Here is a 13,678-nt window from a genome sequence, read left to right as displayed (position 1 = left end):
CGGACGGGCGCCGATCAGTTGCTGTTCCGGCGGTTCTGCTTGTCCCGGATCAGGTCCAGGGCGATCACGGAGCCGATCACGGCGTAGCGCACCAGCTCGGGCATCCCCGGGTCCAGGGAGAGCCCGTAGCGGCTGCGGCCCAGCAGAGCCTTGCCGAGTCCGGCCCACTGGCGGTCCACGGTGGCCACGGAGGTCTCGCCGGCCATCAGGCGGAAGGAGAATCCGGACAGCGATCCGTCCAGCTGCAGCTCGGTGCCGTCCACCACGGAGACCGCCACGGAGGTCCGGAAGAAGGCGATGCGCTGGACCAGCTCGGCGAGGGGCTCCCCGCCCGGACCGGTGACCCGGTAGCGGTCCCGGCCGAGGGTCATCGGATCGTGGACCTGGAACAGCGGCGTGCCGGAGAGGTCCGTGATCTCGAAGGAGCGGTTGCCGCCGAAGAAGCGGGAGGCCGCCGAGCCCCGGGTGTGCCCGTAGGCCACGGCCCGGCCCTCGGAGTCCTCGAGGGCGAAGTCGTTGGACAGGAATCCGGTGACCTGCTGCATCACCAGGAGGTTCGTCTGCGTGAGGGCGTTCGTGCTGCTCATGGATCCAGTCTCCCCCATCGGGAATAGTCCGCGGCACCCCACCGTTGGACTGGGTGATTCAAATTTGCAATACTTTCACCGAGGCCATCACCCACGGCAGACCAGCAGGGAGCACATCATGCAGTTCGGCGTCTTCACCATCGGCGACATCACCACCGACCCCACCAACGGCACCACCCCCACCAACGGCACCACCCCCACCGAGCACCAGCGCATCAAGGACACCGTGAGGATCGCGAAGCACGCGGAGCAGGCCGGCTTCGAGGTCTTCGCCACGGGCCAGCACCACAACCCGCCGTTCGTGGCGCCCGGCAACCCGCCCACGCTGCTGGCCTTCCTGGCCGCGCAGACCGAGAAGCTGATCCTGTCCACGGCCACCACCCTCATCACCACCATGGACCCGGTGCGCCTGGCGGAGGACTACTCCTACCTGCAGCACCTGGCGGACGGCCGGCTGGACCTGACCATGGGCCGCGGCAACACCGGCCCGGTCTACCCGTGGTTCGGCAAGGACATCCGCCAGGGCATCCCGCTGGCCGTGGAGAACTACCACCTGCTCTACCGTCTGTGGCACGAGGAGAACATCGACTGGCAGGGCCGCTTCCGCACCCCGCTGCAGGACTTCACCCTGACCCCGCAGCCGCTGGACGGCGTGGCGCCCTTCGTGTGGCACGGCTCGATCCGCTCCGCGGAGATCGCCGAGCAGGCCGCCTACTACGGTGACGGGTTCTTCCACAACAACATCTTCTGGAACAAGGAGCACATCATCCAGATGGTGCAGCTCTACCGCCAGCGCTACGAGTACTACGGTCACGGCCAGGCCCACCAGGCCTACGTGGGACTGGGCGGGCAGGCGTTCATGGCCAAGAACTCGCAGGACGCCGTCAAGACCTTCCGCCCGTACTTCGACAACGCCCCGGTGTACGGCCACGGCCCGTCCCTGGAGCAGTTCACCCGGATGACCCCGCTGACCGTGGGGTCCCCGCAGCAGGTCATCGAGCGCACCCTCGAGTTCCGGGACTGGGTGGGCGACTACCAGCGCCAGATGTTCCTCGTGGACCACGCCGGCCTGCCCACGGACGTGGTGCTGGAGCAGATCGACCTCTTCGGCGAGGAGGTCCTGCCCGTGCTGCGCAAGGAGTTCGCGGCCCTCAAGCCCGCGGACGTCCCCGAGGCGCCGAGCCACGAGTTCCTGGTGGAGCGGGCCCGCCGCGGTGAGGCCCCCGTGCCGGGCGGCAAGGAGGGCTCGCAGGCCCACCAGGACGCGCAGGAGCGCGCGGCGAAGGCCGAGGCAGAGACCGGCGCCGGGCAGAAGGGGGCCTCCCAGTGAGCATCTCCCCGGAAGCCACCGATCCCTTCACGCCGCAGGCCCGCCACCTCGTGGTGGTCTCCGGCGGCCTGGGGGATCCCTCCTCCTCCACGCAGCTGGCGAACCGGATGGCCACGGCCGCCGCGGACCTGCTCTCCGCCGAGGGCATCGTCCCGGAGGTCCACCTCGTGGAGATCCGGCTGCTGGCCACCGAGATCGCCGAGGCCACCGTGAATACGGCCCGGTCCGAGGCGCTGCAGGCGGCCCTGGACGAGGTGGAGCAGGCGGACGCCGTCGTCACCGTCTCCCCCACCTTCAAGGCCAGCTATTCGGGGCTGTTCAAGGCGTTCTGGGACCTCGTGGACAACGACGCCCTGCGCGGGGTGCCCGTGCTGCTCGGCGCCACCGGCGGCACGCCCCGGCACTCCCTGATGATCGACACGGCCCTGCGGCCACTGTTCAGCTACCTGCGCACCAAGGTCCTCTCCTCCTCCGTCTTCGCCGCCTCGGACGACTGGGGCGAGGTCACCGGCGGCCAGGAGTCGGCGCGCACCACGCCGCTGCAGCACCGGATCGACGCCGCCGGCGAGGACCTGGCCTCCGTGGTGGGACGGCTGCCGGCCCGACCGCGGCGCCAGTCCGGCGAGGCCAAGCCGCTGGAGGTGATCCCCTTTGACCAGCTCCTCCGTGGGAACTGACGCGTGGTCCCGGACGGCCGCGCCGGGGCACACCGAGGCCGGACTGCCGCGGCAGGCGTGGCGGGCCTACTTCGAGGCCACTGCGCTGCTGCAGGACCGGCTGGACCGGACGCTCAAGGACGGCGCGGACCTGCACCTGGCCGACTACAACCTGTTGCTGCTGCTCTCCGAGGCCCCGGAGGGCAGGATGCGGATGGGCGAGCTGGCCCGCCTCATGGTCTTCTCCCCGTCCCGCGTCACCTACCAGGTCAAGACCCTGGAGCAGCGGGGGCTGGTGGAGCGCTGCGCCTCGGCCACGGACCGGCGCGGGGCGGAGGCCGTGATCACCGACGACGGCCGGCACCTCTTCCGCAAGGCCGCGGCCCTGCATTCGCGCCAGGTGCAGGACCTGTTCCTCGACCAGCTCGAGGACGGCGAGGCCGGGACCCTGCTGCGGGTGTTCTCCCGGCTGGGCCGGGGGCTGGAGTCCGTCAACGGCTAATGGTGATCTCCACCGAGTCCGCCTTCTCCGCCAGGGACGGCACCTCACCGAGGACCTGCTGTAGGGTCGCGGCCATCAGCCGCAGCCCGGCCTCGTCCTCCGCGGTCGCCAACTGAGCCTCCGGGTAGGCCACGAGCCGCAGCTCCGGCCCGGAACCACCACCGGGCAACACGGCGCCGGCGGCGGTGCGGGAGGCCACCCCGGCGCCGGGAGCCAGCCCGATCCGGTCCAGGCCCGGCACGAGGTCCACGACGGCGGCCAGCTCGTCGGCCAGCGCCTCGTCGGCATAGGCGGGGGTCCAGTCCCGCTGCTGGGCCAGCGCCCACACGGCCGGCCGTCGCACCACGAAGGTGCGCTCCGCGGCGGGGTCCACCACCACGAGCTCGGCGCCCTCGTCCACGGCGGACAGGCAGGCGCGCGGCATCCAGGTGGCCACGGGCCGGGCCTGCGGGTGCCAGGCGGTCAGCGCCGGCACGTGCGTGAACACGGGCAGGGCGGTGCGGCCGTCCGGGGCCTTCAGCGTCACGATCGCGACGTCGGCCTCCTTCTCACCGCCGTGCTCGTCGTGTTCGGCGACGGTCGGCACCACGGCGGCGAACACCCGCATCCGGGACAGCGTGTCCACCACCTCGGGCTCCCCTGCCTCACCCGCGGCCAACCGATCCAGCACGGCGCCCCACGCGGGGTCCGCCGTACCGTCGTCGGCGTCGAAGGCGTGCAGCGGGTTCGCCGAGCCGTCGATCCCGCCGCCGGAGAGGTCACGGCCCTCCCAGGCGACGCCCGCGGAGTCGGCCGGGCGGCCGGCGTCGTCCCGTTGTTGTGGCGGCCGTTGCCGCTGCAGGTTCCGGTTGAGGGCCGCCTGGATGTGCCCGGGGAGGTGACGGCCGCCGTCGGGGCCGGTCACGGGGCGGGGTGCTCCGCCACCGCCTGCTCGATGCTGGCACCGCTGGCCACGGCCAGGGCCTGCTCGAGGGTGAAGCGCCCGGCGTAGAGGGCCTTGCCCATGATGGCGCCCTCGACGCCGGCTCCCGGACCGGCGGTCCCCGCGCCCACCATCGCGTAGAGGGCGGCGATGTCCTCGAGCGAGGAGATGCCGCCGGAGGCGACCACGGGCTTGGCGGTCCTCTCGGCGACCTGCGCCAGCAGTTCGGTGTTCGGGCCCTTCAGGGTGCCGTCCTTGGTGACGTCCGTGACCACGTAGCGGGCGCAGCCGGCCTCCTCGAGGCGGTCCAGCACCTCCCAGAGGTCCCCGCCCTCCTTCGTCCAGCCGCGGGCGGCCAGCGTGGTGCCGCGGACGTCCAGCCCGACGGCGATCCGGTCACCGAAGCGCTCGATGACCCGCGCCGTCCACTCGGGGTCCTCCAGGGCGGCGGTGCCGAGGTTGACGCGGGTGGCGCCCATCTGAAGGGCGTTCTCCAGCGAGGCGTCGTCCCGAATGCCGCCGGAGAGCTCGATCTTCACGCCCAGCTCGGTGACCACGCGGGACATGACCTCGCGGTTGTCCCCGCGGCCGAAGGCGGCGTCCAGGTCCACCAGGTGGATCCACTCGGCGCCGGCCTGCTGGAAGGCCAGGGCGGCCTCCAGGGGCTCTCCGTACCCGGTGGCGGTGCCGGCCTCGCCCTGGACGAGCCTCACGGCCTGGCCGTCCTGGACGTCCACGGCGGGCAACAGCTCGAGCTTCTTCGGCTGGGATTCAACGGTCACGAAGGGTCCTTTCGGGTACGGGAGAACTACTGGGCCAGCAGGATGCCGGCGAGGATGGCCAGGCCGGCGCAGACCACGAAGCCGATCTGCAGCCAGAGGGGGAACTCCTGCTTGCGCAGGGAGTAGGCGCCGCCGAGCAGCAGCCCGCCCAGCGCGATCAGCAGGGTGGTCCAGTACGGCATTACAGGGTCTCCAGCCAGTTGGACAGCAGCTGCATGCCGGCGTCCCCGGACTTCTCCGGGTGGAACTGGGTGGCGGAGAGCGGGCCATTCTCCACGGCGGCGATGAAGTCCGCCCCGTGGTGGGACCAGGTGACCTGCGGTGGGTTCATCGCCTGGTGGGTCTGGTCGAAGGTCCAGTCCAGCACCCCGTAGGAGTGCACGAAGTAGAAGCGTTCCTCCTCGATGCCGCGGAACAGCTGCGAGCCGGCCGCCGGGCGGACGGTGTTCCAGCCCATGTGCGGGACGATGCTCGCCGGCAGGGCCTCCACCACGCCCGGCCACTCGGCCATGCCCTGGGTGCGCACGCCGTGCTCCACCCCGGCGTCGAACAGGATCTGGTGGCCCACGCAGATCCCGAGCACGGGACGGCCGCCAGCCACCCGGCGGCCGATCCAGCGGGTCGCACCGATCTGCTGCAGGGCGGCCATCACGGAGGCGAAGGCGCCCACGCCGGGGACCACGAGCCCGTCCGCGTTCATCACGGCGTCCGCGTCCGCCATCAGCTCGGCGTCCGCCCCGGCGCGCTGCAGGGCGCGGACGGCGGAGTGGGTGTTGCCGGAGCCGTAGTCCAGCACGGCGACGGTGGGCTTCACAGCGCTCCCTTGGTGGACGGCACGCCGGTCACGCGCGGGTCGTCCTCCACCGCGGCGCGCAGGGCGCGGGCGAAGGCCTTGAACTGGGCCTCCACGATGTGGTGCGGGTCCCGGCCGCGGACCACGTCCATGTGCAGGCAGATGGAGGCGTGGTAGGTGATGGCCTCGAAGACGTGGCGCGTCATGGACCCCGTGAAGTGCCCCCCGATCAGGTGGTACTGCTGGCCTTCCGGCTCCCCGGTGTGTACCAGGTAGGGGCGGCCGGAGACGTCGACGACGGCGCGCGCGAGCGCCTCGTCCAGCGGCACCGAGGCCTCGCCGAACCGGCGGATGCCGGCCTTGTCCCCCAGGGCGGTCCTCAGGACCTCGCCGAGGGTGATGGCCACGTCCTCCACCGTGTGGTGCACGTCGATGTGGGTGTCCCCCGTGGCCCGCACCGTCAGGTCGATCTGCGAGTGCTTGGACAGGGCGGTGAGCATGTGGTCGTAGAACGGCACGCCCGTGGAGATCTCCGAGGTCCCGGTCCCGTCCAGGTCCATCTCGAGGTACACATCGGATTCGGACGTGGTCCGCTGCATCCGGGCCGTGCGGCCGGAGATCAGCTCTGCGCCCATGGCGGCGACTCCTTGCATGAGGGGGTGGGGATCCGGTGGTCCACTCTACCGGTGCTCAGCCCCAGGGGCCGTTGATGCGATTGGACACCGTCCCGCCGATCTCGATCCACACCGCCGTCAGGTCGTCGTGCGGCCAGCAGCCGATGTTGCCGTCCACCAGCCGGCCGTTGGCATCCGCGACGAAGTCCACCTCGCCGGGATACCAGGCGGTCTCCTGGCCGGTGTCGGCCCGGATGCCCCGGCAGGTGCCGCCCGTCACGGCCTGGTTCGGCTCGAAACCGCTGGCGTTGACCACCGAGTAGTGGCAGTTCTTGAAGGTCGAGTTGCCGCCGCAGGCCTCCGGGTCCCCGAACGAGGCCCCGAGGGAGAGGCGGACCGTCGGGTCCGGGACCCGCTGCGAGGTGGCCGAGCGTTCGATGGACGTGCAGTCGCCGTCGGCACAGACCGTCACCACCAGGGTGTGGCCGGTGGCCGGCCGCACCCACTCGGTGGTGTGCGAGCCGCTGTTCTGGATCTGCCGGCCGTTGAGGGTGGCGGTCATGGTGGCGTCCCGCCCGTTGCCGGCGGTCGCCGTGTTGGTGCTCCAGGAGAAGGCGACGCGGCCCTCGCTCGCGCTGGCCGAGATCGCGGGCGGCTTCAGCGGCCCGTAGGCGGTGGCCGTGGAGACCTTCTGGGAGGTCCCCGCCCCCGCCGCGTTGGTGGCCCGGACCGTCAGCGGGTAGCTGCTTCCGTTGGCCGGGACCGTGATGGTGCCGGAGGTCCGGGTCCCGAGGCTGGTCCAGCCGCCACCCAGGGAGTACTCGTAGCTGACGGGCGAGCCGTTGCTCGCCGCGCCGCTGAAGGAGATCTGCAGCTGGCGGTCCGTGCCGGTGGCCGAGGTGCTCAGCCCGGTGACCGCGCCGGGCCGGCCGTAGGGCGTCACCGCCCTCGAGGTACCCGAGGCGGGCGAGTCGCCCTCGGCGTTGTGGGCCACCACCGAGAAGGTGTAGGACGTGGACTTGTCCAGCCCGGACCAGGAGAACGAGGTGCTGGCGGCCGCCACGTCCCGGGTCTCGGCGACCGAGCCGCCGGCGTGGGCGCGGACGGTGTATCCGGTCAGGGCAGCCCCGTTGTCATCCGCCGCGGACCAGGCCAGTCTGACCACGCCGCCACTGACCACGGACTCGTCCTTGACCGCCGAGGGGGTCCCCGGGGGGAGGGGCTTGCCGGCCGGGACGGCGTCGGCGGACCAGGCCGACCACTCGGAGGGATCCTCCGCCCGGTTGACGGCCTGGATCCGGAACCGGTACGGCACCCCGTTCTCCAGCCCGTCCCACCGCAGCGAGGTCCCGGCCCCGGTGCTGCGCGTCGCGGGCCCCGTCAGGGCCGGCGAGACCTGCACCCGGTACTCGGTGATCGCCGAGCCCCGGTTCTCCGGGGCCGCCCAGCCAAGGTCGACCACGCCGTCGCCGGGAGTCGGTGCGGGGGCGGCGGGCATCTCCGGCCGGACGTCCGGGATGGCCGGGGTCGAGATGCCGGAGGGGTCCGACTCGCCCACCTCGTTGGTGGCCGTCACCGAGAAGCGGTGCTCGACCGCGTTGGCCAGACCCGTGATGGTGCAGGAGGTGGACGCGCAGTCCTGGGTGGAGCCCGTCGTCGTGTCCGTCACCGTGTAGCCGATGATCGGTGCCCCGTTGTCCGGTGGCGCGGCCCAGGACAGGGAGACCTCCCTGTCCTCGACGCCCTCGATCCGCGGGACCCCGGGCGCACCGGGTGCGCTCTTGACCACCACGGTCACGGTGCCCTGCGCCTGCCGCGACGGGTCGCCGGTGATGTCCTCGATGCCGTAGGTGACCTGCATCCGCCCGGAGTAGTCCGCGCCCGGGGTGACGGTGACCGTGGTGCCGTCCGTCTCGGCCGTCCCGGACCCGGTGGTCACGGCCGCGGAGACCACTGTGAGCGGGCCCTCCGCGGCGAACGGGTTCACGTCGTTGGCCAGCACGTCCACGGTGACCGGCTCACCGGCCCGCCCCTCCGGGACCTCGTCGTCCAGCGCCCGGGGCGCCGGGCGGGAGGTGCCCACCACGCCCACGGAGATCTCCGCCGGCACCGGGTCCGCGGAGCCGTCGCTGACCGTGAAGCCCACCGAGCCGGTCGAACCCCGCTCGGCGTTGGTGGAGGGGTTCACCGTCAGGACGGTCCCGTCCAGGTCGGCGCTGATCTCGCCGGAGACCTCGCCCAGCTGGACGGTGAGCTCGTCGCCGTCGGGGTCGTGGGCCAGGGGTGCCAGGTCCAGGGTGACCGGATCCCCGCCCTGTTCCACTTCCAGGGAACTGGACTGGACCGAGGGCGGGCTGTTCTGCTCCGGCCGCGGGATCACCGTGACGGGCACCGAGAGCGTGGAGACGAGCCCGTTCGGATCGCCGCCGCCCTCGCCGTCCGTCACGGTGACGTTGACCGAGGCGCCCCCGGAGTAGGCGGCGTCCGCCGTGAAGACGACCTCGGTGGCCGAGGTGATGTCCAGGCGGGCGGAGGCCGGTGCCGCCGTCGCGGCCTCGTCATCGTTCAGCCGCGGGGTCCTGCCGTCGCGGACGCCGATGTGGTCCGTCAGGTCCACCCGCAGCGGCTCCCCCGCCACCACCTCGAGCGGTTCCTCGAGCGTCAGCCAGGGGGCGCGGGCGTCCTGGCCCGGGACGAGGATGAAGGCATGGCCGGCGCCGCCGTCCACGTCCGTCACCGTGTACATCAGGGTCTGCGCGTCCTGGGCCACGGGGACCACGACCTGGTCCCCCTGGACCCTCGCCCCGGCGTCCTCGGCCGCCGGGTCGAGGGTGATCTCGAGGTCGCCGACGGCGCCGTCCGGGTCCTCGTCGTTCTCCAGCACCGGGACGGCGACCTGCTCCTGGTCCGCGATCTGCTCGACGCCGACCGCGTCGTCCCGGGCGATCGGCGGCATCAGGGGCGCCTCGGGGTCCACGGTGATGGAGAGGTTCGCGGTGTCGGTGGCCCCGGCCGGGTCGGCGGCGGTGTACTGCAGGTTCACGTGCCCGGCCGACTCCGGCGCCGTGACCCGGACCAGGCCCTCGACGATCTCCACGGCGGTCTCCGGCACCGAGGACTGGAAGCCACCCTCGACCAGGGCGACGGGGTCCCCGTCCGGATCCGCGTCGTTGACCAGCACGTTGGTGGTGAAGGTCCGTCCCGGGCGGACCGCCACGGAGTCGTCGAGGGCCACCGGCGGGTGGTTCACGGCGGACGGCTGGGCGATGCCGACCGAGACGGTGCCGGTGGCCGTGGCCCCCAGCCGGTCGGCGACCTGGTAGGTGAAGGTGTCCGTGCCCGCCGCGGAGGCGGTGGCCGTGTAGACGAGCCGGCCCTCCTCCATCCGCACCGAGCCCTGGGTCGGCGGCGACTGCACGCCCACCAGCGTCACCGAGTCCCCGTCCGGGTCCGTGCCGTGCAGGTCGAAGGGCACGGTCACGGCGTTGCCGGCCAGGACCCGGACCTGGACGCCCGGCGGCACGGGCGGGTTGTTCGCGGCACGGTCCATGGGTGTCACCGTGAACTCCACCGGGGCGGAGGCCTTCTGGCCGTCCGGCCCACTGACCTCGTAGGAGACCCTGACCCGGCCGGCCTCATGACCGGCCCGGAACCGCAGCCTGCCGTCGGAGACGAACGCCCTGCCCTGGCCCTCGCCCGGGCCCTCGACCAGTTCCGGTGAGAGGGTGAGCTCCTCGTGGTTGGGGTGCACGTCGTTCGCCAGGACGTCCACGGTGACGATGTCCCCGGCCCGGACGGTGGCGGAGTCCGCCACGGCCACCGGGGGCTGAAGGACCTCGGGGGCGGGCAGCGGGACCACCGTGACCTCACCGGTGGATGTGCCCTGGGCGTTGGCCACCCGGTAGCTGAAGGTGACGGCTGCGCTCAGCCCCCCGCTGTCCACCACCCGGACATGGCGGAAGTCCTCCACCGCCACCGTCACGGGCGGGGACTGCCCGCCGGAGGACTCGACGCCGTCCACCCCCTGGACCACCAGCAGGCCGCCCGACGGGTCGGTGTCATTGCCCAGCACGTTGACCAGCACGTCCCCGCCGGCCGGCAGCAGGGCGGTGTCCCGGACGGCCACCGGCAGGCCCGCGTCCTCCTCCTCGGCCAGCACGTCCACGCGGATCAGGCCCGGAGCGGAGTCGAACTCGTTGGCGGCCACGTACTCGAGGTAGTACGTCCCCGGTGCTGCGCCGGCGATCTGGACGGTCCCGGCCGTGGTGCTGTAGGAGACCTCGAGCTCGGGCAGGCTGCCCACGTAGGCCAGGCGCAGCTGCCCGCCGAGCGGGTCCTCGTCGTTCTCCAGCGGGTGCAGGGTCCCCTCCTGGCCGGCCCGGACCGTCACGTGGTCGGCCTGGGTCACCGGCGGCTGGATGCCGCCGCGTTCCAGCACCTCCACGGTGACCTTTCCCGCGGAGGCCTCGCGGCCGTCGGAGACGGTCACCTGGATCTCGCGGAGGCCGGGTTCACCCGTGTTGTCCTGGAAGGTGAGCTGGCCGTCGGGCCGGGTCCGGACGCTGTCCGGGTTCTCGGCCGCGGCGCCGGTGAGCTGCAGGTCGTCACCGTCCGGGTCCAGCCAGTCGGTCAGCACCTGCGAGGTCACGGCCTCACCGGCGGGCACGCGCAGCACCGGAATCCGCTCCTGCGTGGGCGCGGCGTTCTGCGTCTCCGGCACCACGCGCAGCTCGATCTGCGCGGTGTCGGAGCCGCCCCGGCCGTCGTCGGCCACGTAGGTGACCGTCTCCGAGCCGCTGGCGGACTCCGGCACCACCACCTGCATCCCCACCCCGTCGAGGATGCGCTGGATGGTGCCCACCCCCGGCTGGTCGCCCTCCAGGCGTGCGGTGAGCACGTCACCGTCCGGGTCCGAGTCGTTGAACAGCACCGGCAGCTGGGTAGTCCGCCCGGCCCGGACCCCGAAGGTGTCGTCGACGGCCACGGGCGGTCGGTTCTCCTCCTGCCGGTCCGGCATGACGGTCTGCTGGGTGACCTCGTCCGAGTCCTCCTCCTGCTCCTCGCCCTCGCCCTTCGGCGGCTCCAGGTCGTCCCAGTTGGAGACCACCTTCATCTGCTCGAGGACCATCCACGTGGTGCCGGCTCCCGTGTCATTGAGCACCACCCGCTCGCGGTTCACCCGGAAGACCAGCTCGCCGCCGGGCTGGAACTCCGGCAGGGCCACGATCTCGTCCCGGTCCTCGCCCTCACAGTCGCGCAGGTAGTGTCCGGTCTGCGCGGAGGCGGCGTGGACGCAGTCGCCGACCTGCACCGGCGCCGTGGCCCCGCCGGCCCCGGTGCTCCCGCCGGGTTGGGACGATCCGGCGCCGGGATCCGCGGGATCGGCCAGCGGCAGCGCGGTGACCTCGCCGTCACCCAGGTCCACGGAGAGCAGGTCCTGGCCGGTGGCCAGGGCGATCCGCTGCGCAGCCGGGCCCGCCGGCTGCGGCACGGCCCCGATCAGGCGGTCGTCCTGGACGGAACCGCCCGGCCAGGACACGCGGCCACCGGCGGAATCCACGACGACGGCCACCTCGCCTGCCGCGGTCACGGTGGGCTCGGACATCGCCTCCAGGCCGTCGACCTCCTGCCGGCCGGCCTCCGTGAACGCCCCGCCCGCCCCCTCGGGGGCGTCGAAGCCGTGGACGGTCCCCTCGTGGAGGTCGGCGACCAGGATCCGGCCGTCCACCGTGGTGGTAGAGGCCACCGCGCCCTCACCCTCGTAGAGCGGATCCTCGGTGGAGACCTGGGGGGCCGGGTCCACGGTCCCGGCGAACACGGTGCCCTCCTCGGGGTTGCTCGCCGAGACGACGCCGCCACCGAGGGCGAAGCCGGTGGTGGCGGGCATCATGACCTGGTCTCCCACGGCCATGGCGGTGACGTCGATCCCGGTGAGGGCGCCGGAGGCGGGATCGAGCATCAGCACCGTGCCGTCCTGCTGGTGCAGCTCGTATCGCTCCACCGGCGGCGTGAGTCCGCCGTCCAGGGTGGAGGAGTCATAGTTCAGGTGACCGAGGTATCCGCCGTCGTCATAGGTCACCCAGATGCCGCCGTCGTGCAGGTCGACCTCGGCGGTCTCGAAGCCGGGGTACAGGAACGCGCCGGTGGCGACGACGGCCCCGACGGCGGAGAACGCCACCGGGGTCCGGACAGACCTCCAGCCCCGCTGCGCCACCGCACTCCCCCTCAGAACGGGCCACGGCCTCCCCTCGAGCCGGCCACCCCGCCCAGTATAGGCGTGGCGGTACCGCGGCCCAGTCGCGGCCCAGTCGCGGCCCAGGCGCGGGTCAGGCGCGGGTCAGGTGCCGGTCCGCACCGCGCGTAGGGCGTCGAGGAACGCCGTGGTCTCGGCCTGGGTGCCGGCGGTGACGCGCAGGTGGTGGGCGATGCCGACGTCGCGCACCAGGACCCCGCGCTCCAGCAGCGCCTGCCAGGTCTGCTGGGCGTCCTCGAGGCCGCCGAAGAACACGAAGTTCGAGTCCGAGACCGCCGGCTCCAGGCCGAGCTCGAGCAGGCCGTCCACGATCCGGTCACGCTGGCGCTTGATGTCCTCCACGGTCTCCAGCAGCACGTCGTAGTGCTGCAGGGCGGCGTTGGCCGTGGCCTGGGAGACGGCCGAGAGGTGGTAGGGCAGGCGGACCAGCCGCAGGGCGTCCGTGACCTCGGGGGCGGCTGCGAGGTAGCCGAGCCGGGCCCCGGCCAGGGCGAAGGCCTTGGACATGGTGCGGGTGACCACCAGCCGCGGCCGGCCGGGCAGCAGGGAGAGCGCGGACCGGGTGCCGGAGAGGGCGAACTCGGCGTAGGCCTCGTCCACGATCACCATGCCCTGGTGGTCCTCGGAGGCCCGGTAGACCGCCTCCACCACGTCCAGTCCGAGGGCCGTGCCAGTGGGGTTGTTGGGCGAGCACAGCAGCACCAGGTTCGGCCGGTGCTCGGCGACCTGCGCCGCGGCCGACTCCGCGGTCAGGGAGAAGTCCTCGCCCCGCACCCCGGCCTGGTAGCGGGTGTCCGTGCCGGCGGCCAGCAGCGGGTACATCGAATAGGTGGGCGGGAACCCCATCACGGTGCGCCCCGGCCCGCCGAAGGCCTGCAGCAGCTGCTGGAGGATCTCGTTGGAGCCGTTGGCGGCCCAGAGCTGGGATCCGCTGAGGCCGTGGCCCAGGTACTCGGCCAGGCGCTGGCGCAGCTCGGTGAACTCACGGTCCGGGTAGCGGTTGAGGGACACGGCGGACTCGGCCACGGAGGCCGTGATCGCGCGCACCACCTCGTCCGGCACGGGATGCGTGTTCTCGTTGGTGTTCAGGGTGACGGGCACGTCCAGCTGGGGCGCTCCGTAGGGGCTCAGGCCGCGCAGGTTCTCGCGCAGGGGCAGGGCCGCCAGGGCCTCCGGGGATGACTGGGAATCCGTAGTACTCACCGGCCCAGTCTAGTTCGGCCCCGCCTCTGCCCGGCC

The 13,678-nt window shown here is 72.6% G+C and carries 11 protein-coding genes; 3 read left to right on the top strand and 8 right to left on the bottom strand.

Annotation, left to right across the window (positions count from 1 at the left end):
- Nucleotides 1-14 precede the first annotated feature (14 nt).
- The gene (locus RE421_RS08515; protein ID WP_309808743.1) at nucleotides 15-587 is read right to left on the bottom strand and encodes an LURP-one-related family protein; all 573 of its coding nucleotides are present in this window, start codon (nucleotides 585-587) and stop codon (nucleotides 15-17) included.
- Between the two features lie 118 nt (nucleotides 588-705).
- On the opposite strand from RE421_RS08515, the gene RE421_RS08510 reads away from it, so the two are divergent.
- From RE421_RS08510 to RE421_RS08500, 3 genes are read left to right on the top strand one after another with little or no spacing between them, the layout of a single operon-like run.
- On the top strand, nucleotides 706-1,917 hold the full coding sequence (locus tag RE421_RS08510; protein WP_309808742.1) for an LLM class flavin-dependent oxidoreductase: 1,212 nt from the start codon (nucleotides 706-708) through the stop codon (nucleotides 1,915-1,917).
- Nucleotides 1,914-2,594 carry a CE1759 family FMN reductase gene (locus tag RE421_RS08505; protein WP_309808740.1) on the top strand — a complete coding sequence of 227 codons (681 nt, stop codon included), beginning with the start codon at nucleotides 1,914-1,916 and terminating at the stop codon, nucleotides 2,592-2,594. The genes RE421_RS08510 and RE421_RS08505 overlap by 4 nt, the downstream gene beginning before the upstream one ends.
- A complete protein-coding gene (locus RE421_RS08500) occupies nucleotides 2,584-3,075 on the top strand; it encodes a MarR family transcriptional regulator (RefSeq protein WP_309808738.1) in 492 nt (163 codons plus the stop codon). The genes RE421_RS08505 and RE421_RS08500 overlap by 11 nt, the downstream gene beginning before the upstream one ends.
- Here the strand turns inward: RE421_RS08500 and RE421_RS08495 are convergent.
- From RE421_RS08495 to RE421_RS08465, 7 genes are all read right to left on the bottom strand, one after another.
- Complete coding sequence (locus RE421_RS08495; protein ID WP_309808736.1) at nucleotides 3,065-3,979, bottom strand: SseB family protein; 915 nt, start codon at nucleotides 3,977-3,979, stop codon at nucleotides 3,065-3,067. The two genes, RE421_RS08500 and RE421_RS08495, sit on opposite strands and share 11 nt — an antisense overlap.
- Nucleotides 3,976-4,779 (bottom strand): bifunctional 1-(5-phosphoribosyl)-5-((5-phosphoribosylamino)methylideneamino)imidazole-4-carboxamide isomerase/phosphoribosylanthranilate isomerase PriA, encoded by an 804-nt coding sequence (gene priA, locus RE421_RS08490; protein WP_309808734.1) that lies wholly within the window; start codon nucleotides 4,777-4,779, stop codon nucleotides 3,976-3,978. Before priA ends, RE421_RS08495 begins: the two co-directional genes overlap by 4 nt.
- A gap of 26 nt (nucleotides 4,780-4,805) precedes the next feature.
- Nucleotides 4,806-4,961 carry a hypothetical protein gene (locus tag RE421_RS08485; RefSeq protein ID WP_309808732.1) on the bottom strand — a complete coding sequence of 52 codons (156 nt, stop codon included), beginning with the start codon at nucleotides 4,959-4,961 and terminating at the stop codon, nucleotides 4,806-4,808.
- Nucleotides 4,961-5,593 (bottom strand): imidazole glycerol phosphate synthase subunit HisH, encoded by a 633-nt coding sequence (gene hisH / locus RE421_RS08480; RefSeq protein ID WP_309808730.1) that lies wholly within the window; start codon nucleotides 5,591-5,593, stop codon nucleotides 4,961-4,963. Before hisH ends, RE421_RS08485 begins: the two co-directional genes overlap by 1 nt.
- The gene (gene hisB, locus RE421_RS08475) at nucleotides 5,590-6,207 is read right to left on the bottom strand and encodes an imidazoleglycerol-phosphate dehydratase HisB (protein ID WP_309808728.1); all 618 of its coding nucleotides are present in this window, start codon (nucleotides 6,205-6,207) and stop codon (nucleotides 5,590-5,592) included. The genes hisH and hisB overlap by 4 nt, the downstream gene beginning before the upstream one ends.
- A 55-nt stretch (nucleotides 6,208-6,262) precedes the next feature.
- Nucleotides 6,263-12,364 carry an Ig-like domain-containing protein gene (locus RE421_RS08470; protein ID WP_309808726.1) on the bottom strand — a complete coding sequence of 2,034 codons (6,102 nt, stop codon included), beginning with the start codon at nucleotides 12,362-12,364 and terminating at the stop codon, nucleotides 6,263-6,265.
- Nucleotides 12,365-12,523: 159 nt separating this feature from the next.
- Nucleotides 12,524-13,642 (bottom strand): histidinol-phosphate transaminase, encoded by a 1,119-nt coding sequence (locus RE421_RS08465; protein WP_309808725.1) that lies wholly within the window; start codon nucleotides 13,640-13,642, stop codon nucleotides 12,524-12,526.
- Nucleotides 13,643-13,678 lie beyond the last annotated feature (36 nt).

The sequence above is a fragment of the Citricoccus sp. I39-566 genome (assembly GCF_031432995.1).
Classification (GTDB): domain Bacteria; phylum Actinomycetota; class Actinomycetes; order Actinomycetales; family Micrococcaceae; genus Citricoccus; species Citricoccus nitrophenolicus_A.
Note: the sequence above shows the minus strand (reverse complement) of the source record. Positions and strands in the feature narration are given on the sequence as shown.